Origin of the sequence: Pseudooceanicola marinus (assembly GCF_002786295.1) — a bacterium.
Lineage (GTDB): Bacteria > Pseudomonadota > Alphaproteobacteria > Rhodobacterales > Rhodobacteraceae > Pseudooceanicola > Pseudooceanicola marinus.
Genome location: NZ_PGTC01000024.1, coordinates 238,441 through 258,044 on the forward strand (window position 1 = coordinate 238,441; position 19,604 = coordinate 258,044).

Annotated in this window: 20 protein-coding genes, 1 tRNA gene and 1 pseudogene; 13 read left to right on the top strand and 9 right to left on the bottom strand. The window is 67.3% G+C overall.

What is annotated here, in order from left to right:
• The first annotated feature begins 77 nt into the window (after positions 1-77).
• Positions 78-602 (top strand): TRAP transporter small permease, encoded by a 525-nt coding sequence (locus CVM50_RS18880; protein ID WP_085888916.1) that lies wholly within the window; start codon positions 78-80, stop codon positions 600-602.
• Entirely contained in the window at positions 599-1,915 is a 1,317-nt protein-coding gene (locus CVM50_RS18885) for a TRAP transporter large permease (protein WP_085888917.1), read from the top strand. The genes CVM50_RS18880 and CVM50_RS18885 overlap by 4 nt, the downstream gene beginning before the upstream one ends.
• Here the strand turns inward: CVM50_RS18885 and CVM50_RS18890 are convergent.
• The gene (locus tag CVM50_RS18890) at positions 1,857-2,855 is read right to left on the bottom strand and encodes a LysR family transcriptional regulator (protein WP_085888918.1); all 999 of its coding nucleotides are present in this window, start codon (positions 2,853-2,855) and stop codon (positions 1,857-1,859) included. The genes CVM50_RS18885 and CVM50_RS18890 overlap by 59 nt on opposite strands.
• A gap of 125 nt (positions 2,856-2,980) precedes the next feature.
• On the opposite strand from CVM50_RS18890, the gene CVM50_RS18895 reads away from it, so the two are divergent.
• Genes CVM50_RS18895 through CVM50_RS18905 form a run of 3 tightly spaced genes read left to right on the top strand, consistent with a single transcriptional unit; the run spans position 2,981 to position 6,059 of the window.
• The gene (locus CVM50_RS18895; RefSeq protein ID WP_085888919.1) at positions 2,981-4,327 is read left to right on the top strand and encodes an FAD-dependent oxidoreductase; all 1,347 of its coding nucleotides are present in this window, start codon (positions 2,981-2,983) and stop codon (positions 4,325-4,327) included.
• Positions 4,328-4,347: 20 nt separating this feature from the next.
• Complete coding sequence (locus CVM50_RS18900; protein WP_085888920.1) at positions 4,348-5,619, top strand: aconitase X; 1,272 nt, start codon at positions 4,348-4,350, stop codon at positions 5,617-5,619.
• Positions 5,619-6,059 (top strand): aconitase X swivel domain-containing protein, encoded by a 441-nt coding sequence (locus CVM50_RS18905; protein WP_085888921.1) that lies wholly within the window; start codon positions 5,619-5,621, stop codon positions 6,057-6,059. Before CVM50_RS18900 ends, CVM50_RS18905 begins: the two co-directional genes overlap by 1 nt.
• 200 nt (positions 6,060-6,259) lie before the next feature.
• On the opposite strand, the pseudogene CVM50_RS22050 reads toward CVM50_RS18905, so the two are convergent.
• The 5 genes and pseudogenes from CVM50_RS22050 to CVM50_RS18925 form a co-directional block, all read right to left on the bottom strand.
• Positions 6,260-6,376, bottom strand: a pseudogene (locus CVM50_RS22050) (IS5/IS1182 family transposase); the annotation flags it as partial.
• 206 nt (positions 6,377-6,582) lie between these two features.
• Positions 6,583-6,658 (bottom strand) — tRNA-Thr (locus tag CVM50_RS18910).
• Between the two features lie 100 nt (positions 6,659-6,758).
• Positions 6,759-8,315, bottom strand: a complete 1,557-nt coding sequence (locus tag CVM50_RS18915) for a heme biosynthesis protein HemY (protein ID WP_085888922.1) — start codon at positions 8,313-8,315, stop codon at positions 6,759-6,761.
• Between the two features lie 10 nt (positions 8,316-8,325).
• Positions 8,326-9,627, bottom strand: coding sequence for a COG4223 family protein (locus tag CVM50_RS18920; RefSeq protein WP_085888923.1), 1,302 nt, complete (start codon positions 9,625-9,627; stop codon positions 8,326-8,328).
• Positions 9,628-9,691: 64 nt separating this feature from the next.
• On the bottom strand, positions 9,692-10,408 hold the full coding sequence (locus CVM50_RS18925) for a uroporphyrinogen-III synthase (RefSeq protein ID WP_085888924.1): 717 nt from the start codon (positions 10,406-10,408) through the stop codon (positions 9,692-9,694).
• A gap of 88 nt (positions 10,409-10,496) precedes the next feature.
• On the opposite strand from CVM50_RS18925, the gene tsaD reads away from it, so the two are divergent.
• From tsaD to CVM50_RS18945, 4 genes are read left to right on the top strand one after another with little or no spacing between them, the layout of a single operon-like run.
• A complete protein-coding gene (gene tsaD, locus CVM50_RS18930) occupies positions 10,497-11,588 on the top strand; it encodes a tRNA (adenosine(37)-N6)-threonylcarbamoyltransferase complex transferase subunit TsaD (protein WP_085888925.1) in 1,092 nt (363 codons plus the stop codon).
• The gene (locus tag CVM50_RS18935; RefSeq protein WP_085888926.1) at positions 11,585-12,571 is read left to right on the top strand and encodes an NAD(P)H-dependent glycerol-3-phosphate dehydrogenase; all 987 of its coding nucleotides are present in this window, start codon (positions 11,585-11,587) and stop codon (positions 12,569-12,571) included. Before tsaD ends, CVM50_RS18935 begins: the two co-directional genes overlap by 4 nt.
• Positions 12,568-12,843 (top strand): YciI family protein, encoded by a 276-nt coding sequence (locus CVM50_RS18940; protein WP_085888927.1) that lies wholly within the window; start codon positions 12,568-12,570, stop codon positions 12,841-12,843. Before CVM50_RS18935 ends, CVM50_RS18940 begins: the two co-directional genes overlap by 4 nt.
• The gene (locus CVM50_RS18945) at positions 12,843-13,265 is read left to right on the top strand and encodes an EVE domain-containing protein (protein WP_085888928.1); all 423 of its coding nucleotides are present in this window, start codon (positions 12,843-12,845) and stop codon (positions 13,263-13,265) included. The genes CVM50_RS18940 and CVM50_RS18945 overlap by 1 nt, the downstream gene beginning before the upstream one ends.
• A 257-nt stretch (positions 13,266-13,522) precedes the next feature.
• On the opposite strand, the gene CVM50_RS18950 is transcribed toward CVM50_RS18945, so the two are convergent.
• The gene (locus CVM50_RS18950; protein WP_085888929.1) at positions 13,523-13,864 is read right to left on the bottom strand and encodes a DUF2853 family protein; all 342 of its coding nucleotides are present in this window, start codon (positions 13,862-13,864) and stop codon (positions 13,523-13,525) included.
• Between the two features lie 255 nt (positions 13,865-14,119).
• Here CVM50_RS18950 and CVM50_RS18955 point away from each other — a divergent pair, with 255 nt between their 5' ends.
• Positions 14,120-14,557 carry a universal stress protein gene (locus tag CVM50_RS18955; protein ID WP_085888930.1) on the top strand — a complete coding sequence of 146 codons (438 nt, stop codon included), beginning with the start codon at positions 14,120-14,122 and terminating at the stop codon, positions 14,555-14,557.
• 10 nt (positions 14,558-14,567) lie between these two features.
• Positions 14,568-16,109 (top strand): alanine/glycine:cation symporter family protein, encoded by a 1,542-nt coding sequence (locus CVM50_RS18960; RefSeq protein ID WP_085888931.1) that lies wholly within the window; start codon positions 14,568-14,570, stop codon positions 16,107-16,109.
• Between the two features lie 91 nt (positions 16,110-16,200).
• Here CVM50_RS18960 and CVM50_RS18965 read toward each other — a convergent pair whose 3' ends face one another.
• Positions 16,201-16,572 carry a hypothetical protein gene (locus tag CVM50_RS18965; protein ID WP_085888932.1) on the bottom strand — a complete coding sequence of 124 codons (372 nt, stop codon included), beginning with the start codon at positions 16,570-16,572 and terminating at the stop codon, positions 16,201-16,203.
• 121 nt (positions 16,573-16,693) lie between these two features.
• Positions 16,694-18,085 (bottom strand): adenosylhomocysteinase, encoded by a 1,392-nt coding sequence (gene ahcY, locus CVM50_RS18970; RefSeq protein ID WP_085888933.1) that lies wholly within the window; start codon positions 18,083-18,085, stop codon positions 16,694-16,696.
• Between the two features lie 355 nt (positions 18,086-18,440).
• Between ahcY and CVM50_RS18975 the strand changes: the two genes are divergently transcribed.
• Together CVM50_RS18975 and CVM50_RS18980 are read left to right on the top strand one after the other, a co-directional pair.
• Positions 18,441-19,031, top strand: coding sequence for an HD domain-containing protein (locus tag CVM50_RS18975; RefSeq protein WP_085888934.1), 591 nt, complete (start codon positions 18,441-18,443; stop codon positions 19,029-19,031).
• A gap of 55 nt (positions 19,032-19,086) precedes the next feature.
• The gene (locus CVM50_RS18980) at positions 19,087-19,530 is read left to right on the top strand and encodes a GNAT family N-acetyltransferase (protein WP_232618298.1); all 444 of its coding nucleotides are present in this window, start codon (positions 19,087-19,089) and stop codon (positions 19,528-19,530) included.
• Positions 19,531-19,604 lie beyond the last annotated feature (74 nt).

The following is a 19,604-nucleotide window of genomic DNA, read 5'->3' on the forward strand; positions in this document are numbered from 1 at the left end:
CCCCGGCCCATCCGTCACCGGGGGCCCGCGCGGCCTCCGGTGACCCTTTTCAGCTCTCTGCCCGAAAGCGCATCCCCATGAAACAGCTCGACCGGGTTGCGAAAGCGACGACCGCAGTGGCCTGCATCTTCGTGATCATCATGATGCTGCATGTCAGCGCCGATGTCGTCGCGCGCACCTTCTTTCACTCTCCCCTCATCGGCACGACGGAGATCGTGGCGGCCTATTACATGGTGGCCCTCGCCTTCCTGCCGATTGCCTGGATCTCGCGCCAGCGCGGCCACATCATCGTGGAACTCTTCACCTCGCACCTGCCGAAGCGGAAGCTGAAGGCGCTTGATGCCTTTGCCGGCCTGGTGACCCTTGCCTACGTCTGCCTCTTCGTCTGGAAGCTCTTCGAGATCGCCATCGAGAAGACCCACATCCGCGAGGCCTGGGAATCCGCCACCGGCTTCGTCGAGATCTGGCCCTCGCGCTGGATCGTGCCCGCCGGGTTCCTGTTCATGGCGATCTACGTGCTGATCCACACGGTCCGCGATGCCCGCGCCGCGATCACCGGCCAGATCCCCGACGAGGACGAGCGCATGGAGGTGATGGAATGAGCGCCCCCCTGATCGGTGCCCTGGGCCTTCTGGGCGTTCTCGTCCTGATCGCCATCCGCATTCCCATCGGCGTCTCCCTCGGCGTGGCCGCCGTGGTCGGGCTGACCGTGCTGCGCAACGAACGCGTGGCGATGAACGTCATGGAACAGACGCCCTTCGAGGTTGCCGCCAGCTGGAGCCTGTCGGCCATCCCGATGTTCATCCTGATGGGGGCCATCGCCCACAACTCCGGCATTTCCGTCGCCCTGTTCCGGGCGGCGCGCCTCTGGGCCTCGCGCCTGCCGGGCGGGCTGGCGGTGGCCACCAACCTCGCCTCGGCCGGGTTCGCCGCCGCCTCCGGCTCCTCCGTCGCCACGGCGGCCACCATGGGCCGCCTCGGCATCCCCGAGATGCTGCGCGCGGGCTATGACAAGGGGCTGGCCGCGGGCGTCGTCGCCTCGGCCGGTACACTGGGCGCGCTGATCCCGCCCTCGATCATGTTCGTGATCTACGGGGTCTTCGCCGAGGTCTCGATCACCAAGCTTCTGGTCGCGGGCGTCCTGCCCGGCATCCTGACGGCGGCGGTCTACACGGCGATGATCATCATCCGGGCCAAGCTGAACCCCAAGATCGCCCCGCCGGTCACGGTGGACCCCGAGGAAGGCACCCTGTGGCAGGCGCGCTGGAAATCCCTGCTGCCGGTCTGGCCGGTGCTGGTGCTGATCTTCGGGATCATCGGCGGCCTATATGGAGGGATCTTCACCCCCACCGAGGCCGGGGCGGGTGGCGCCCTGCTGGCCTGCGCCATCGCGCTCTTCCAGGGCCGCCTGACAGGCCGGGTCATGTGGACCTCGGTGATGGAGGCCGTGACGACAACCGCCTCGCTGCTGTTCGTGGCCTATGGCGCGGTGATGTTCACCAAGTTCCTGGCGCTGTCGGGCCTGCCGGTCTTCCTCGGCAACACGATCGAGAGCTGGCAGCTGTCGCCCTACATGCTGATCCTGGCGGCCTCGGTGATCTACCTGATCCTGGGCATGTTCCTGGATCCGATGGGCGTACTGCTGCTGTCGCTGCCGGTGATGCAGCCAATGTTCGACGCCGTCGGCGCGGATCCGATCTGGGTCGGCGTGATCGTGGTGAAGTTCATCGAGATCGGCCTGCTGACCCCGCCCGTGGGCTTCAACGTCTACGTGGTGAAATCGGTAGTCGGTGACGAGATCCCCCTCGGCCGCATCTTCCGTGGCGTGGGTTGGTTCCTGGCCTGCGAGGCGATCATCATGTTCCTTCTGGTGGTCTTCCCGCAGATCTCGCTGGTCCTGCCGAACGGGATGTAAGAAGCTGGGCGGCCGCATGTCCGGCCGCCCCTCCCTCCGACGCCCCGTGATCCCAGGGCGCCACGGGTTGCACGGCCTCGCGCAGCCAGTCGCACATGGCCACGACCAGCCGGTCCTGCGCCCGCGACACCGGGACCCAGGCCGACACCCAGAGATCCGGAATGGTGTACTCCTCCAGCACACGGCACAGCTCCCCGCGCGCCACGTAGGGCCGCGCCAGGTAGTCGGCGACCACGGCCACGCCGAGGTCGGCCAGGGCCGCCTCGACCAGGACCTGGCTGTCGTTGACCGAGAAGTGGGGATTGATCTCGACGCTGACCGGCCCCTGCCGTCCCTCGAACACCCAGTTCGACCCGATGGGGTGGAAGGACAGGCAATCATGGTTCAGCAGGTGACGCGGATGGCTCAGCTCCCCCGCCTGGGCGAGATAGCCCGGGGAGGCCACGGTCGACCGCGGATAGGGACAGAGCGGCGTCGCCTCCACATTGGGGTAGGAGGTCGGGATCGCCCCGATGGCGATGTCGAACCCCTCCTCCAGCGGATTGACCGAGCGGTCCATCAGCACCAGGTCGATGCGCGCCTCGGGATGGGCGGCCTGGAACTCGGTGATGATGCGCCCGAAATGCAGCACGCACAGCGTCGTCGGGCACTTGATGCGCAGCGTGCCGGCCATGGGTGAGCCATGGGCCCGCAGGTCGGCGAAGGCGTCGGTCACATCCGCCACGATCGCCATGAAACGCGGATGCACCTGCGCGCCCGTCTCCGTCAGTTCCAGCTTGCGGGTCGAGCGGATGAACAGCGGCGCGCCGATCTGGTCCTCCAGCCGGTTGATCTTCTTCGAGATCACCGAAGGCACTGTATCCAGGTTGCGGGCCGCAGCCGAGAAACTGCCCGCGCGCACGACCGCCAGGAAGGTGCGCATATTGTCGATGGTATCCATGGGGTCTCCTCTCCCTGCGTCAAATGTCTTTCGCGATGCGCAAAAGGTAAAGGCGTAAATCTGTTCTGTTTCTGAGGGTAACGGGGTGCGACGGTCCCCGGGAATTCAGAGGGAGGAGCATCGCCATGAGCGACCAATTCAACACGGCCACCCGGATCGTTCGTCGGGATGCCGGGCGTCCCGTGGACCGGCTGAGCGCGGACATTTGCGTCGTCGGCGCCGGGATTTCCGGTGTCACAGCCGCGCTGGAGGCCGCCAAGCTGGGCCGCAAGGTGGTGCTGGTCGACAGCCAGCCCGCGCTTGGCGGCCAGGCCGTGAACTCGATCATCGCCACCTTCTGCGGCCTCTTTTCCAACGGCACCCATGGCTACCAGTTCACCCACGGTATTGCCGACGATCTGCTGGGCTATCTGGAACGCCAGGACCAGGGCATCTTCTATCGCCACGGCCCCAACACCACGGTGGTCTACTACGACGAGGTGGCCCTGGGTCGCTGGGTCGAGGAAAGCATCCTGGCCGCGGGGATCACCGTGGTCCTGGGCGCCATGCTGAACGGCACCGAGGTCGAGGGCGGGCGCGTCACGCGCGGCCATTTCCTGACCCGCTATGGCGCGCTGGACGTGGACGCTACCGGCTGGGTCGATGCCTCCGGCGATGCCGCACTGGTCTGGCAATCGGGCTTCGACTGTCGCGAGCCGGACCAGAACGGCGTCTACGGCACCCAGATGGTGGTGATGGAGAACATCAACGAGGCCGCCCAGCCGACCCGCGACCTGATCGGCGCCCGGATGAAGGAGGTGGGCGATCAGTACGGGTTGCGGCGGCGCGAGGGGCTGGGCTTCACCATCCCCGGGCGTGGCATCGCGGCGATGAACATGACCCACGTGGAAACCCCGCTGGAACCGGTCGCGGCCTCTGCCGCCGCCCTGGACGGCAAGGACCAGGCCATGCGCGCGGTGGACTTCCTGCGCAAGGAATTCCCCGACTGCTTCGGCGAGGCACGCATCCGCTCCTTCGGGCTGCCGGGCATCCGCCAGACCCGTTGGATCAAGGGCCGCCATCACCTGACGGTCGAGGAGATCCGCGAAAGCCGCAAGTTCGACGATGCCATCGGCCGCACCGCCTGGCCGATCGAGTTGCACGACCATGACGACGGCCACCACTGGATCGTCTTCGACAAGGATCACGTGCATTACGTGCCGCTTGGCAGCCTGGTGCCCGAGGCCTGTCACAACGTCATCGCCGCCGGGCGCTGCATCGACGCCGACAGCGCCGCGCTGTCCTCGGTGCGCGTCATGGGCCCCTGCATCGCCATGGGCATGGCCGCGGCCCATGCGCTGGACCTCGCCGGAACCGGCAGCACCCATCAGATCGACATGGACGAGATGCGCGCGCGGGTATCCGATAACGTCGAGCGCCAGCACTACCGCTGGGACGAGAAGGAGCTGGCCTCGGTCGCGACCAATTCGTGACCCGGACCGGAGGAGGAAGAATGCAACTGACCGATACTGAAAAGGCCATGCGGGACGGCGACGGCGGGGAGGCCGTGGCCGCCGCGATGGACCTTCTGATCCGCTACGGCACGGCGCTTGGCGCCGAGCGCCTAGTGGAAACCGACAACGTGGCGGGCGCCTTCAACGCCTCCACCCCCTCGGTGCGCAAGATCGCCGAGAACGGCATGGCCGAGGTCTTCTCGCGCCTCAACCTCGACAGCGACAAGACGGTCGAGATCCCGCAGATGCGCGCCCGCACCTGCCAGCTGATTACCGGCATCGACGACCAGAACTGGGCCCTGCAGGGCGCCGATCCGCAGATGGTCGAGATGCAGCGCGACAGCGAGGCCTTCGTCGGCCAGCGCGGGGTGAACCTGATGGCCACCTGCACCCCCTACCAGGTCGGCAACGTGCCCACCTTCGGCGAACATTGCGCCTGGATGGAAAGCTCCGCCGTGATCTACTGCAACGGCGCGCTTGGCGGGCGCACCAATGTCGAGGGCAAGGAAAGCACCGGCGCCGCCGCGCTGACCGGGCGTATCCCCTACTGGGGCTATCACCTTTCCGAAAACCGCTACGGCAACCGCCATATCCGCGTCGACGTGCCCGTGCGCTCGATGCTGGACTGGGGTTTGCTGGGCTATTTCACCGGCGAGATGGTGGAAGAGAACATCCCCGTGCTGGAGGGCGATATGTCCGGCGTCGACCTGGTCAAGCTGAAGCATTTCGGCGCCGCCGCGGCCTCCTCCGGCGGGGTGGAGATGTACCACATCCCCGGTCACACCCCCGAGGCGCGCACCGTGGACGAGGCCTTCGGCCCCAATCGGGCCGATGATGTCCACGTCTACGACGCCACCGCGCGCAAGAAGATGTACGACACGCTGCAAAGCGCCGAGGACCGCAAGGTCGACTTCATCATGCTGGGCTGCCCGCACAACTCGATCGAGCAGCTGGCCCGCATCGCGCATCTTCTGGACGGCAAGCGGCTGCACCCGGATGTCGCGCTCTGGGTCCATACCCCGCGCGCGATCCGTACCGTCGCCGAACGCTCGGGCTACGTGGCGCGGATCGAGGCGGCGGGCGGCAAGGTGATGTCGGACACCTGCCCCGCCATCTCGCGCCGCCTGCCGCCGGGGGTGCGCGTGATCGCCACCGACAGCGCCAAGCAGGCCCACTACCTGCCCGCCATTGCCAAGGTGCAGGGCTGGTTCGGCAGCCTGGAGGCCTGCATCGAGGCCGGCCTGACCGGCACCTGGACGGGAGACTTCTGATGGAAACGCTGACAACACCCCTGCTGATCCGTGGCCGCTGCGTCGTTGCCGGCCGGGCCGAGGGCGAGGCCTTGGTCACCACCCAGACCATCTCCGGCTGGGGCGGGATCAACGAGCGTGACGGCTCGATCATCGAGCGTCGGCACGAGTTGGTCGGGCAGAGCTTCGCGGGCAAGATCCTGGTCTTCCCCGGCGCCAAGGGATCCTCCGGCTGGTCCGCCTTCTTCCACATGACCCGGATCAATGGCGTCGCCCCGGCGGCCATGCTGTTCACCCGGATGACGACGAAAATGGCGCTCGGGGCCGTGGTGACGCGCGTCCCCTCGATGACAGATTTCGACCATGACGTCTTCGACAGCATCCGCACCGGGGACTGGGTGTCGGTCGACGCCGAGGCCGGCGAGATCCGCGTCACGCGGCGCGGCGACAGCACGTCGTGAGCAGGCGCCGCCCGCGTCGATCTCCGGGCCCTTGCCCGCCTCGCGATCAGATCGAGGTCGGGCAGGGTGATCCGATGTAGCGGCGCCTGAGCCTCTTGCACGACCGGGCGTCGAGGCGCCCGGTTCAAAGGGGGTCACGCCTGAACGGTTCCTTCGCGCAGGGCTGCGAACGCTGGCACTTCCCCGTGCCCCGGAGGCACTTATCCCCTGGGCGCGGTGAAAGGTCGTCCGAGCACGGTGTAGCCGTTCAACACGGCGGCACGAACGTGGAGGCCTGCGACCTGGCGATCGAAGTCGCACGCCCTGCGGCTCTGCCCCTACAGCCCCAAGCACCGCAAATGTTCAGCGTGAGTCGCGCAACCATCGGCCGCTGGACCGACAGGGTCCATATCCCGCTTTAACAGCGTGCGGGAAGGACCTTCGTGACGGTGGACGAGGGGCTTGCCTGCGTGACGGACTTGAGGAACCCGCTCGACGCGAAAGGCGCGATGCAAAACAAGATCAATATTTCAGGAGAAAGAAGTGGTGCCGGTGATAGGACTCGAACCTACGACCCCATCATTACGAATGACGTGCTCTACCAGCTGAGCTACACCGGCACTTCCCTCGGAGGGCCCGCGAACGGGGCCTCGTGGGCCGGGGCTATAGCACCCCGGCGGCGGTTGGAAAAGCGCAAAGTGCGCGCTTTTCCGGGAGCTTTCAGCGGCGATCGCCGGAGGGATCGCCCGGGCTGTGCTCGGGCGGGATGACCTCGGCTTCGGGGATCCCGTCGGACGCCTCCTGCGCCTGGCCGTCGGGCGCCTCTGCCGTCCCCGTCTCGCCCGGCATCTCGGGTGGGGTGGCGGCCTGGGCGGCGGCGGGCACTCCGGCCCCCTCATCCACCCGGCCGACGATCAGCGGCAGCATCGCGCTGGACATGGTCGTCTGGTAATCCGCCGCCGGCGCGTCCTTCCAGGCGAGCGTGTCGAAGGCCTGGCAGTTCTCGCAGACCGGCACCCATTCGGCGTGGATGTGGTGGCAGTTCTCGCAGGTCCACTGCGGGCCGCGCGGGGCGGAGACGGCGCGCGCCAGCCAGCCCTTCACCACGGCGTCCGAGGCCCCCTCGCCGCGTTCGATCGCCGCCATGATGGTCAGCGCGCGGGCATCGGGTTTCTCGGTCGCCAGATCGCCGAGGGCCTTGCGGGCGGCGGGGAAATCCTCCGCCGCGATCAGCAGCTCGGCCTGCAGCAGCCGGGTCTCGCGGTGCTCGGGGTGGATGCGGGTCAGGGTCTTGAACCGCTTCAGCCGGGCCTCGGCGTCCTCCTCGGGATGCAGCGCGGCAAAGGCGGCGGCGAGGTCGGGATGGGGATGGGCCTCCCAGGCCTTCTTCAGGACGCGGGTGGCATATTTCGGCTTGCCCTGCTCGGCATAGGCGCGGGCGGCAAAGACGGCGGCAGGGATCAGGTCGGGCGACAGGCGGTTGGCCTCGATCGCGGCCTCGCGCATCTCGATGGTGCTGTCATCGGCCAGGACGGTCTTCGCCTCGCTGAGGGCCAGCACCGCATCGCGGCGCTTGTGCACGTCGCGCGGCAGGGCCCCATGGCGCAGCTTCGCCTTTAGAGTACCGCGAGCGCCGGACCAGTCCTGGTTGGCCGCCTGCAGCTTCAGCAGGGTGTCCTGCACCTCGACGTGCTGCGGCTTCAGGGCGAAGGCCTTCTCGGCCAGCTTCATCGCCTTGTCGGTATCGCCCGCCTCCAGCTTCTGTTTCATCAGCCCGCGCACGCCGACGAAGCGGGTGCGTTCATCGGTCACCAGCCGCTTGTAGGCCTCTTCGGCGCGGCGCTTGTCGCCCGCGACCTCGGCCGCCTGGGCGATGACCAGCGTCGTCAGATCGGGCCGGTCGAGATATTTCTCGGCCTTGGTGGCCTTGGACATGGCCAACCGCCCCTCGCCCGAGGCCAGCGCCATCAGGCTGTCGCTGAGCGCGTTGAAGCCCTTGCGCTCGCGGTTGCGGTCGAAATAGCGGCTAAGGGCGGTTTCATCGCCGTTGATGAACTTCAGCAGGGCGATCAGCAGCCCGGCCAGTTTCAGCAGCAGCCAGATGGACAGCACCAGCAGCAGCAGAGCGATAACCGCGCGGATCGGGGTCAGGTTGAATTCCATCGCGCCAAAGGCGATGCGCACCCCGCCGTCCAGTTCCAGCAGGTAGGCGGCGCCGAAGGTGGCCGCCCCCACGAGCAGGACGAAGACGAGGATTTTCACCAGGGACCAGAGCATCAGTTCTTCCTCACTTCGTCTGTTCGGACAGCGTTTCGGCTGCGGTGACGGTGTCGGAGCGGGTGCGGGCGAGGTTCATCCAGTCGTTCATGGCGGCCAGAGCCGGCTCCGGCAGCCCATCCAGTTCGACCAGGGCCTTCTTCAGGTCACCGTCGCGCAGAGCGGCCTCGGCGCGCGACAGGATCGCGTCGGGGTCGTCCCCCTCCTTCGGGGTCAGAGACCGCGCGCCCAGCTGGTTCTTCAGGAAGTCGTTGAGGGATCCCCCCAGACTGCCGTCGCGGGTGGCGGCAAGGGCATCGCGGGCCGCATCGGGCAGATCGTCCCGCAAGCGGGCCATGGTCGCCACGCCGGCCGCGGCATTGGTCTCCAGGGCGTCGGGAATGTCCAGCCCCAGCTCGGCCAGGGTCTTCAGCGGTGCCTCGAAGGGCTCACCATCGGCCAATGCCCCGTTCAGACGCACAAACGCAGCGCGGATCTGGGTATCGCGTGCGGTGGCGGCGGCGTCCTCGCGCATCTGCTGGCTGTCGGTGACCATCTCCTGGATCTCGGCGCGCTGGTCCTCCATGGCCTTTTGCAGGCGCGCGAGCTCGTCCTCATAGGCGGCGATGGCGGAATCCGAGACACTTTCGGCCAGGGGCTGCTTTTCAAGCTCATCGACACGGGCGGTCAGCGCATCGAGGTCCGACCGGGTGCTTTCCACACTCTGCTGCAGATCAGCAAAGCTCGCCTCCATGTCGCTGACACTGGCGGTCACGGCATCCAGAGCCGACAGGTCAGGGCCCGCGTCCAGATCCGCGCGCAGGTCCTCCAGCGTGGCGGCCTGATCTTGCTGCGTCTGCTCCAGCGCGGTGGTGTCGACGGGCGGGAAGGCGATCATCGCGGCGCCGAACCCGATGCCGGCGGCGACCACGCCCCCCAGCAGGGCCGGGCCGAAGCCCCCCCGACGGGCGGGCGGTTCCGCCTCGGCCGCGGGCGGCGGCGTATCGGCGGGCGGGCCGTTCGGGGTCTCATCCGCCTGCAGCCGGTCGTCGCCAGCGGCAAGCGGGCTTTCCTCGTCCAGATCGGTCAGCTCTTCCTCGGGAATGGCGACCGCCGCGGCCGGATCGGCAACTTCCTCGCGCGGATCATGCTCGGGTGCGACCAGTTCCGGCGCGTTGTCCGTCGGGTCATGCTCCGGTACGGTCAGTTCCGCCTCGGTGCCCTCCGGCGCGGGGCCGGTGTCGACGTCTTCCTCTGGCCGGCCCGTCTCCTGGCTGGCCTCCGCATCCGTCTGGCTGCGTTTTTCGGTCTCGTCGTCCCTGGTCTGAGCCAATGATCAACCCCTTCGCTTCTGGGCGTTCGATTCTGGGCGCCCACCATGGCGCATCACGGGCAGCTTAGACGCCACCCCCTTTGTTCTCAAGCTGATGCGCTGCGGCGATAAGTCCAGTGATCTCGTTCAGCATGGTTTCGCCGCTTGGCCGGGCGGCGACCGACAGCCGGGCCGGCGACAGGGCTCGCAGCGGCGCGGCGGCGGCGGCACTGATGGCCGTGACCAGCAGCGGCGCACCGCCCTGCCATTCCGCCGCCAGCCGATGCGCGGCGCCCGGCGAATAAACCGGCACGACGACGGGTGCCGGCCCCTGCATCGCCTGCCGCGCCTCCGGCGTGGCGGCACGGGGCGCCTGGGCATAGGCCTCCACCGCCTCGGCACGCAGCCCGGCCGCGACCAGCCGCCCCACCAGGTCGCCGCGATGCTGCGCGCCGCGCAGATGCACCAGCGGCCCGGCGGGACGTTCTTTCAACAGAAGGGCCAGCAGGGCCTCTGCGTCGCCATCGGCGGACATGGCCCACATCCCAGCCTCGCGCGCGGCCCGGGCGGTGGCCTCGCCCACGCACCAGGCGCGGCGGGCCACGGCCCCGGCGCGGACCAGGGCCCGCACCCCGTTGCGCGAGGTGAAAATCGCCTCGAACGGGCCTTCGGGCAGGGTGATGGCGTGAAATCTGATCTGTTGCAGGGGCGAGACCACAAGCCGCGCGCCCTGCCCCGCCAGCTGCGCGGCCAGCGCCGTCGCCTCCGGCTCGGGCCGTGTGATCATCACGATGGGGGCCATCCGCTCTCCTGCCCGGGACGGTGGTCGTCATTGTTCCCGGCTCCTGCCAGTGCTACCTCCCGCACAGAGGTTTCGCAACGGACGTGCCATGCCCCCTTCCCTGACCCTTCTCGGCATCGAAAGCAGCTGCGACGACACCGGCGCGGCGCTGGTCACCGGCCAGCCCGGCGCGGCGCGGGTCCTGTCCTCGGTCGTCGAGGGCCAGGCAGAGCTGCACGCGGCCTTCGGTGGCGTCGTCCCGGAAATCGCCGCCCGCGCCCATGCCGAACGGATCGACAGCTGCGTGGCCCGCGCGCTGGAGGAGGCCGGCATCACACTGGCCGAGGTGGATGCCATCGCCGTCACCGCCGGGCCGGGCCTGATCGGGGGCGTCCTGTCGGGCGTCATGTGTGCCAAGGGGCTGGCGGCGGCGACGGGCAAGCCGCTGATCGGGGTGAACCACCTGGCGGGCCACGCCCTGACGCCGCGGCTGACCGATGGCGCGCCCTTCCCCTATCTGATGCTGCTGGTCTCCGGCGGGCACTGCCAGTTCCTGCTGGTCCATGCCCCCGACCGCTTCACCCGGCTGGGCGGCACCATCGACGATGCCCCCGGCGAGGCCTTCGACAAGACCGCCCGCCTGCTGGCCCTGCCCCAGCCCGGCGGCCCCTCGGTCGAACGCACGGCGCGGGACGGGGACGCGAAACGCTTCCGCTTCCCGCGGCCGCTGCTGGACCGGCCCGGCTGCGACATGTCCTTTTCGGGGCTGAAGACCGCGTTGCTGCGCGAGCGCGACGCGCTGATGCAGGACAACACGCTGCGCGCAGGCGACCGTGCCGACCTTTGCGCCGGGTTCCAGCAGGCCGTGGTGGACGTCCTGCGCGAGAAGACAGCGCGCGCGCTGGATCTCTACCTGGCCGAGGCGCCCGCGCAGCCGATGATCGCCGTCGCGGGCGGCGTGGCGGCCAATGGTGCCATCCGCGCGGCCCTGACCGGGCTTTGCGCCGAACGGGGCGTGGCCTTCACCGCGCCGCCGCTGGCGCTATGTACCGACAACGCGGCGATGATCGCCTACGCCGGGCTGGAGCGGTTCGCCGCCGGAGAGACCGACGACATGACCCTGGCGGCCCGCCCGCGCTGGCCACTGGACAAACGCGCGCCCGCCCTTCTGGGGTCAGGCAAGAAGGGAGCCAAGGCATGAGTTCCGCCCCCGTTTCCGTCCCCATTTCCGTCCTCGGCGCCGGGGCCTTCGGCACCGCGCTGGCCACCTCCTTTGCCGCTCATGCGCCGGTCTGGCTGTGGGGGCGCAACGCCGAGGTCATGGCGCGGATGCAGGCCGACCGGACCTGCCCGCGCCTGCCCGGCGTGACGCTGGACCCCGGGCTGACCTGCGCCAGTGACATCACCGCCCTGCCCGCCTCCGGCCCCGTCCTGCTGGCCGTGCCGATGCAGCAGCTGCGCGCCGTCACCACGCGCTTTGCCGATCAGCTGGCGCACCGGACGCTGGTCCTGTGCTGCAAGGGGATCGAGCTGTCGACCGGGCTGCGTGCCAGCGAGGTGCTGGCCCAAACCCTGCCCGAGGCGACGCTGGCCGTGCTGACCGGTCCCAGCTTCGCCGCCGACATCGCCCGCGGCTTGCCCACGGCGCTGACGCTGGCCTGCGAAACCGCCGATTGCGCCGAGGAGCTTCAGGAACAGCTGCAGGCGCCACACCTGCGCCTGTACCGCACCACCGACGTGACCGGGGCCGAACTGGGCGGGGCGATGAAGAACGTCATCGCCATCGCCTGTGGCGCGGCCATAGGTGCCGGGCTGGGCGACAGCGCCCGCGCCGCGTTGATGACCCGGGGGTATGCGGAAATGTCGCGCATGGCCAAGGCGTTAGGCGCCTCCCCCGCGACGCTGGCGGGGCTGTCGGGCTTCGGCGATCTGGCACTGACCTGCACTTCGGAGGGGTCGCGCAACTATCGCCTCGGCCTGGCGATCGGACGCGGCGAGGACTTCGACCCCGCTGTCACCGTCGAAGGCGCCGCCACCGCCCAGGCCACCCATGCCCTGGCACAGCGCGAGGGATGGGACATGCCGATCACCGAGGTCGTCACCGGCCTTGTGGACCAACGGCTGGATGTGAAAACTGCCATGGCGCAACTTCTGGCGCGCCCCCTGAAGGAGGAAACCCCATGACCTTTATCCTGATCGCCCATGACAAGCCCGGCGCGCTGGAAATCCGCAAGGCCAACCGCGACGCGCACCTGGCCTACCTGTCCGAGACCGGCGTCGGCACCTTCGGCGGCCCGATGCTGGATGCTGACGGCAACATGTGCGGCTCGATGCTGATCCTCGACGTGGCGGACATGGCGGCGGCCGAGGCCTGGGCGGCAGGCGACCCCTATGCCAAGGCGGGCCTGTTCGAGAGCGTCGAGATCAAAGGGTTCAAGCAGGTGGTGGGTCTCTGATGCGCTACTGGCTCTTCAAGACCGAGCCGAACACCTGGGGGTGGGACGACCAGGTGGCGAAGGGCGCGGACGGCGAGGAATGGGATGGCGTGCGCAACTACCAGGCGCGCAATTTCATGCGCGAGATGAAGGTGGGTGATCGCGGCTTCTTCTACCATTCTGTGAACGAAAAGCAGGTGGTGGGCATCGTCGAGGTGATCGCCGAGGCCCATCCCGACAGCAAGACGGACGATCCCCGCTGGGACTGCGTGGACATCCAGGCGGTGCGGCCCTTTCAACGGCCTGTCACCCTGGACCAGATCAAGGCCGACGGGCGGCTGGACGACATGGTGCTGGTGAAGAACTCCCGCCTGTCGGTGCAGCCGGTGACGGCGGAGGAATGGCGCATCGTCTGCGCCCTGGGCGAGACCGACCCGGACTGAGGGTGTCGGGGCGGCGGCCCCGTCGCCGGAGGGCGACTGGTGGAACGGTCTCATGTGAGGCGACAGCCAAGCGGCGGACCGGACGTGCGGAACGAACGAAGGGGTCGGACAGCGCCCAACCCCTTCGTCACCCCACGTGCTCCCTACGCACCACACGTGATCTCTGAATAGGTCGGGCCGTACTGGCCGTGCCACGGGTCTAGCACGAGATCCCGCGCCACGGCAAAAGATCAATGATTAGAATGCGATGTAACGGCTCAGCCGTAGACCGATTCCTTGCCGAAATGCTTCACCAGCATGTAGTAGATCACGGCGCGGAACTTGTTGCGCTCGGACTTGCCGTAGGTCTCCACCACGCTGTCGATCGCAGTCATCAGCTCCGGCCCGTCGGACAGGCCCAACTTCTTGATCAGAAAGTTGTTTTTCACCGTTTCCAGCTCTCCCGGCTGGCTGGAAGCGACGGTCGAGGCATCCGCGTCGTAGATCGTCGGACCGCAGCCGATGGTCACCTTCGTCAGCAGGTCCATGTCCGGCTCCATGCCGCATTTCGTCTTCAGATCCTCGGCGTATTTCTCGATCAGCTCATCCCGTTTGCCCATCTCTTTCCCCTCTTCGACTACAGGCCCGCCCAATGCGTTCCCTAACAAGAAGTTAATCGGCAAATCCGCACGGAAGAAATCCAAATTTACCATGGGCCCGTAGGAATCTTCGGGCGTACGCCCCCTGAAACCGCGTTTTCTTGCAAATATTTCATGACAAGCGCACTCCGCAGGGGCACCCTGATGCCATGTGGCGCCATGCCGCAAACACAGCTCTGCAGGACAACGACAGGGCCGGGAACAGGGAGACAAGACATGACACAGGAAGTTTTCGTCGTGGCCTATGAGGGCGACGACGACTCCGGCACATTGCTGGAGTACGCCATCGAACGGGCGAAGAAAGAGGACGCGGCGCTGCATATCGTGCACGTTCTCGAATGGTCGCCCTATTCCTTCCTCACGCCCCAGGAGGTCGAGGAACGCCATTCCCGCCGCAAGGAAGAGCTGGCCCGCGCCAAGGCGGTCATAATCGACCCCGCGGTGGTCAAGGCCTCCGACGCGGGACTGAGCGCCACCGGCGAAATCCGCTATGGCCAGGTGGTCGAACTGATCGCCGAGATCGCCCGGCAGAAGAGCGCCGCGATGATCTTCGTCGGGCGCTCGGGATCGAACTCGATCTCCGCCCGGGTCTTCGGCTCGGTGCCCCTGGGCCTGGCCCAGATCGCCCCCGTTCCCACCGTCATCGTGCCCTGAGGAGTCCCCCATGAACCGCGTAACGACATTTGCCGCCGCGCTGGCGGCCTTCCTTTTCGGCGCATTGCCCGCCGCCGCGCAGGGCATCGACGAGACCATCAACTCCATCTTCGCCGATTACACCGGCTGGTATGTCGGCCTGATCTTCGCCGACCTGCCCGGCACCAACTTCAGCTGGATCGCGCTGTGGCTGGTGGTCGGCGCCCTGATCTTTACCTTCTATTTCGGCTTCATCCAGCTGAAGGGCTTCGGCCATTCGATCCGGCTGGTGAAGGGGGACTATTCCGATCCCGATGACGCAGGCGAGGTCAGTCACTTCCAGGCCCTGGCCACCGCGCTGTCGGGCACCGTGGGGCTGGGCAACATCGCCGGCGTCGCCGTGGCCGTGGGCATCGGGGGCCCCGGCGCGACCTTCTGGATGGTGATCGCAGGCCTCTTCGGCATGGCGACGAAATTCACCGAATGTACGCTCGGGGTGAAGTACCGCAACGAATACGAGGACGGCCACGTCTCGGGCGGGCCGATGTACTACATCACCAAGGGGTTCAAGGAACGCGGCCTGCCGGGCGGCAAGATCCTGGCGGTGCTGTTCTGCATCTTCACCATCCTCGGTGCCCTGGGCGGCGGCAACATGTTCCAGGCCAACCAGGCCCATGCGCAGCTGTCGAACGTCATCGGCGACTACCCGGGCTGGATCACCGGCGTCATCCTGGCCGGCATCACCTTCGTGGTCATCGTCGGCGGGATCAAATCCATCGCCCGCGTCACCGAGAAGGTCGTGCCCTTCATGGGGATCTTCTACGTCGTCGTGTCGCTGACCATCCTGTTCATGAACTACGACATGATCCTCTGGGCCTTCGGCCAGATCTTCCAGGGCGCCTTCACCGGCCTGGGCGTCGCGGGTGGCTTCACCGGCGCGCTGATCCAGGGCTTCCGCCGTGCTGCCTTCTCCAACGAGGCGGGGATCGGTTCGGCTGCCATCGCGCACTCGGCGGTGAAGACGAAGGAGCCCATCACCGAGGGCTACGTCGCCCTGCTGGAACCCTTCATCGACACCGTGGTGATCTGCACCATGACCGCCCTGGTCATCGTCATCACCGGCGTGCTGAACGTGGATGCCGACACCGGCCTTTATGTCTGGGACGAAGCGGCGGGCATGATCTCGACCGAGGGCGGCGTCTCCGGGGTGGAGCTGACCTCGCGCGCCTATGCGCAGTCCTTCTCCTGGTTCCCGGTGATGCTGGCCATCGCCGTGGTGCTGTTTGCCTTCTCGACGATGATTTCCTGGAGCTACTACGGGCTGAAGGCCTGGACCTATCTCTTCGGGGAAAGCAAGGCGAGCGAGGTGACCTTCAAGGTCATCTTCTGCCTGTTCATCGTCATCGGCGCGGCGGCCAGCCTGGGTCCGGTCATCGACTTCTCCGATGCGATGCTCTTCTCGATGGCGATCGTGAACATCATCGCGCTCTACCTGCTGATGCCGATCGTGAAGGCCGAACTGGCCCATTACGTCGCGCGGCTGAAGTCGGGCGAGATCAAGAAGTTCACCTGATCCGATCCGGGGCCCGACGGCCCCTGGCGAAACACGAAGGCCCCGGTCGAAGGACCGGGGCCTTTTTCGCAGGCGGGGCGGGGGTGTCGGGTCAGGGCGCGCCGGGCGCCCCGGAGACCGAGGTGCGATCCTCGCGACCATCCGTCGGCGCGGCGGACGGGGTCTCGATCTCCGACAGGTCCTTCTGTCGTTCCAGCATCAACAGCCGCCGGCGTCGCTCGATCTCCGCCAGATCGGCCAGGTCACCGCGCCGTATCGCGTCGCTCTGGACGAAATGCAGGTTCAGGCGCTGGTCGATGCGGCCCAGGGTCGGGTTGCTGTGGGTCAGCACGCGGTTCTGCTGCTCCGTCCGCAGGCGATCAGCCGCGGTCGTGCCCAGGCCCTGCGCCCGGGCGGGCAGGGCGGCACCGGCACTCAGCGCGGCAAGGCAGATCAGCGAAACGAAGCGGGGCAGGGGTTTCATCCCCTTCAGATGGCCCCGGAGGCGCGGCGATCAAGGGCGCGGCGGCGCCATGAGAAAACCCCCGCCGATCGCTCGACGGGGGTTTCCAATGCGGATCCGGGGGCCGGACGGCCCCGCGGGATCAATAGCGGTAGTGTTCCGGCTTGAACGGGCCATCGACGCCGACGCCGATGTAGGCGGCCTGTTCCGGGCTCAGCTTGGTCAGCTTGGCGCCGACCTTGTCCAGGTGCAGGGCCGCGACCTTCTCGTCCAGGTGCTTGGGCAGGACGTAGACGTCTTTGCCGTACTCTCCCCCCTTGGTCCACAGCTCGATCTGGGCGAGCACCTGGTTGGTGAAGGAGGCGGACATCACGAAGGACGGGTGGCCGGTGGCATTGCCGAGGTTCAGCAGACGACCTTCGGACAGCAGGATGATGCGGTTGCCCGAGGGCATCTCGATCATGTCCACCTGTTCCTTGATGTTGGTCCACTTGTGGTTCTTCAGCGCGGCAACCTGGATCTCGTTGTCGAAGTGGCCGATGTTGCCGAGGATCGCCATGTCCTTCATCGCGCGCATATGCTCGATGCGGACAATGTCCTTGTTGCCGGTGGTGGTGATGATGATGTCGACGTCCGAGATCACCTCGTCCAGCAGGACAACCTGGAAGCCGTCCATGGCGGCCTGCAGGGCGCAGATCGGGTCGGCTTCGGTCACCAGAACGCGGGCGCCGGCGCCTTGCAGCGACGCAGCGGACCCCTTGCCCACGTCACCGTAGCCGCAGACCACGGCGACCTTGCCGGCCATCATCACATCCGTGGCGCGACGGATGCCGTCGACCAGCGATTCCTTGCAGCCGTACTTGTTGTCGAACTTCGACTTGGTCACGCTGTCGTTGACGTTGATCGCCGGGAAGGGCAGCTGGCCGGCCTTGGACAGCTCGTAGAGGCGGTGAACGCCTGTGGTGGTCTCTTCGGACACGCCCTTGATCAGCTCTTTCTGCTTGGTGAAGAAGCCGGGGGTTTCCTTCATGCGCTTCTTGATCTGCGCGAAGAGGTATTCCTCTTCTTCCGAGGTCGGCATCTCGATCAGGTCGGTTTCGCCGGCTTCGACGCGGGCGCCGATCAGGATGTACATGGTGGCGTCGCCACCGTCATCGAGGATCATGTTGGCGCCGTCTTCGAAGGCGAAGATCTTGTCACAATAGTCCCAGTATTCCTCCAGCGTCTCGCCCTTCACGGCGAAGACCGGGGTACCCGAGGCGGCGATGACGGCCGCGGCATGGTCCTGGGTGGAGAAAATGTTGCACGAGGCCCAGCGGACCTCTGCACCCAGGGCGACCAGCGTCTCGATCAGGCAGGCCGTCTGGATGGTCATGTGCAAAGACCCGGCGATGCGCGCGCCCTTCAGCGGCTTGGTCTCGCCGAACTCTTCGCGCAGCGCCATCAGGCCCGGCATTTCGGTTTCGGCAATATCCAGTTCCTTGCGGCCATAGTCCGCCAGGGCGATGTCTTTGACAATATAGTCTTGGGTCATCCGTCACTCCAAAAGGGTTCGATCGGTCGCGCAAAGGGGTAGCACCGGCGGCTGATGGGTACAACTTGGTAGACCGACGCAGGCCCCTTTCATACGATCGGCAGCCTTGATCGGATGTTAATTTTCACTGCTCTGCCCAGCATAGGCAAAGGTGCGCAGTCGGCCGCGCGGAACTGGCCAGAATATCGAGCAGAGCAAAGCATAGCAGGGCGCTGACGGAGACGACGGCTGCCTGCCAAAACGGCCCCTGGCAGCGCCCTCGGCGGGTCGGTGCCTGCAAATGCGGCAGTTTGCAAAGGGGCGAATTTACAGCCGCCGCCGGGCGGCCTAATCAGGGCGTGAAAGGACCATTCCGATGAAACCTCCCCGCGCCTGGCAACGGATGCTCTCCGGTCGCCGCCTCGATCTGCTGGACCCGACCCCGATGGACATCGAGGTCGAGGACATCGCCCATGGCCTGGCCTTCGTCGCCCGCTGGAATGGCCAGACCAAGGGCGATTTCGCCTATTCCGTTGCCGAGCATTCCCTGCTGGTAGAGGCCTTGTTCCGTCGCATGTGGCCTTCGGCCAGGCCGGCGGAGCTGCTGACGGCCCTGCTGCATGATGCGCCGGAATACGTCATCGGCGACATGATCAGCCCGGTGAAGGCCGCCGTAGGCCCCGACTACGGCAAGCTGGACGAGCGGCTGACGGCGGCTATTCACATCCGCTTCGGCCTGCCGGCGGCGACGCCGGTACGCCTGAAGCAGCGGATCAAGAAGGCCGACAAGGTGTCCGCCTGGATGGAGGCCACGCAGATCGCCGGCTTCACCGAGGCCGAGGCCAGCCGGTTCTTCGGCCGCCCCAAGCCGGAGGTGATCGAGGGGCTGGACATCGTGCTGCGCCCGCCGGTCGAGGCGCGCAACGAATTCACCGCCCGCCACGCCGCGCTGCTGGCGGCGATCTGACCGGATGGGGCAAATCCCGCATATCCGCCGTGCCGGGGCGCTGGATTGCGGCCCCATGGCCGCACTGTTGAACGAGATTATCCGCGCGGGCGGCACAACGGCGATGACCGATCCCGTCACCCGGGCGGAGATTTCGGCCTGGATGACCCGTTCCGACCGGGCGATCTGGCATGTGGCGGAGGATGACGCGGGCGAGATCCTGGGGTTTCAATACGTCGAACCGCACGCCGAACTGGGCGGGGAGGTGGGCAGTATCGCCACCTTCGCCCGCAGGGGCCGCACCGGACTGGGCATCGGATCGGCCCTGTTCGAGGCCACGGCAGCCGCCGCCCGCGCCACGGGCTATGCCTGGATCAACGCCGAGATCCGCGCCGACAACGGGGGCGGCCTGGCCTATTACCAGTCGCGCGGCTTCGAGGAGTACGGGCGGATCACCGGCAAGCGCCTGGGCGACGGTCGTGTCGTCGACAAGGTGCTGAAACGCTACGACCTGGACTAGGGGCCGTCGCCCCCGTCAGGTTGCAGGGACAAAGGGGACGTCCGGGGCAGGAAGGGATGTGCCGCCCCGGACGC

Excerpts from the sequence above, each read along its gene's own strand:
- CVM50_RS18880 (WP_085888916.1), top strand. The coding sequence starts at position 78 with ATGAAACAGCTCGACCGGGTTGCGAAAGCGACGACCGCAGTGGCCTGC.
- CVM50_RS18885 (WP_085888917.1), top strand. The coding sequence starts at position 599 with ATGAGCGCCCCCCTGATCGGTGCCCTGGGCCTTCTGGGCGTTCTCGTC.
- CVM50_RS18890 (WP_085888918.1), bottom strand. The coding sequence starts at position 2,855 with ATGGATACCATCGACAATATGCGCACCTTCCTGGCGGTCGTGCGCGCG.
- CVM50_RS18895 (WP_085888919.1), top strand. The coding sequence starts at position 2,981 with ATGAGCGACCAATTCAACACGGCCACCCGGATCGTTCGTCGGGATGCC.
- CVM50_RS18900 (WP_085888920.1), top strand. The coding sequence starts at position 4,348 with ATGCAACTGACCGATACTGAAAAGGCCATGCGGGACGGCGACGGCGGG.
- CVM50_RS18905 (WP_085888921.1), top strand. The coding sequence starts at position 5,619 with ATGGAAACGCTGACAACACCCCTGCTGATCCGTGGCCGCTGCGTCGTT.
- CVM50_RS18915 (WP_085888922.1), bottom strand. The coding sequence starts at position 8,315 with ATGCTCTGGTCCCTGGTGAAAATCCTCGTCTTCGTCCTGCTCGTGGGG.
- CVM50_RS18925 (WP_085888924.1), bottom strand. The coding sequence starts at position 10,408 with ATGGCCCCCATCGTGATGATCACACGGCCCGAGCCGGAGGCGACGGCG.
- tsaD (WP_085888925.1), top strand. The coding sequence starts at position 10,497 with ATGCCCCCTTCCCTGACCCTTCTCGGCATCGAAAGCAGCTGCGACGAC.
- CVM50_RS18935 (WP_085888926.1), top strand. The coding sequence starts at position 11,585 with ATGAGTTCCGCCCCCGTTTCCGTCCCCATTTCCGTCCTCGGCGCCGGG.
- CVM50_RS18940 (WP_085888927.1), top strand. The coding sequence starts at position 12,568 with ATGACCTTTATCCTGATCGCCCATGACAAGCCCGGCGCGCTGGAAATC.
- CVM50_RS18945 (WP_085888928.1), top strand. The coding sequence starts at position 12,843 with ATGCGCTACTGGCTCTTCAAGACCGAGCCGAACACCTGGGGGTGGGAC.
- CVM50_RS18950 (WP_085888929.1), bottom strand. The coding sequence starts at position 13,864 with ATGGGCAAACGGGATGAGCTGATCGAGAAATACGCCGAGGATCTGAAG.
- CVM50_RS18955 (WP_085888930.1), top strand. The coding sequence starts at position 14,120 with ATGACACAGGAAGTTTTCGTCGTGGCCTATGAGGGCGACGACGACTCC.
- CVM50_RS18960 (WP_085888931.1), top strand. The coding sequence starts at position 14,568 with ATGAACCGCGTAACGACATTTGCCGCCGCGCTGGCGGCCTTCCTTTTC.
- CVM50_RS18965 (WP_085888932.1), bottom strand. The coding sequence starts at position 16,572 with ATGAAACCCCTGCCCCGCTTCGTTTCGCTGATCTGCCTTGCCGCGCTG.
- ahcY (WP_085888933.1), bottom strand. The coding sequence starts at position 18,085 with ATGACCCAAGACTATATTGTCAAAGACATCGCCCTGGCGGACTATGGC.
- CVM50_RS18975 (WP_085888934.1), top strand. The coding sequence starts at position 18,441 with ATGAAACCTCCCCGCGCCTGGCAACGGATGCTCTCCGGTCGCCGCCTC.
- CVM50_RS18980 (WP_232618298.1), top strand. The coding sequence starts at position 19,087 with ATGGCCGCACTGTTGAACGAGATTATCCGCGCGGGCGGCACAACGGCG.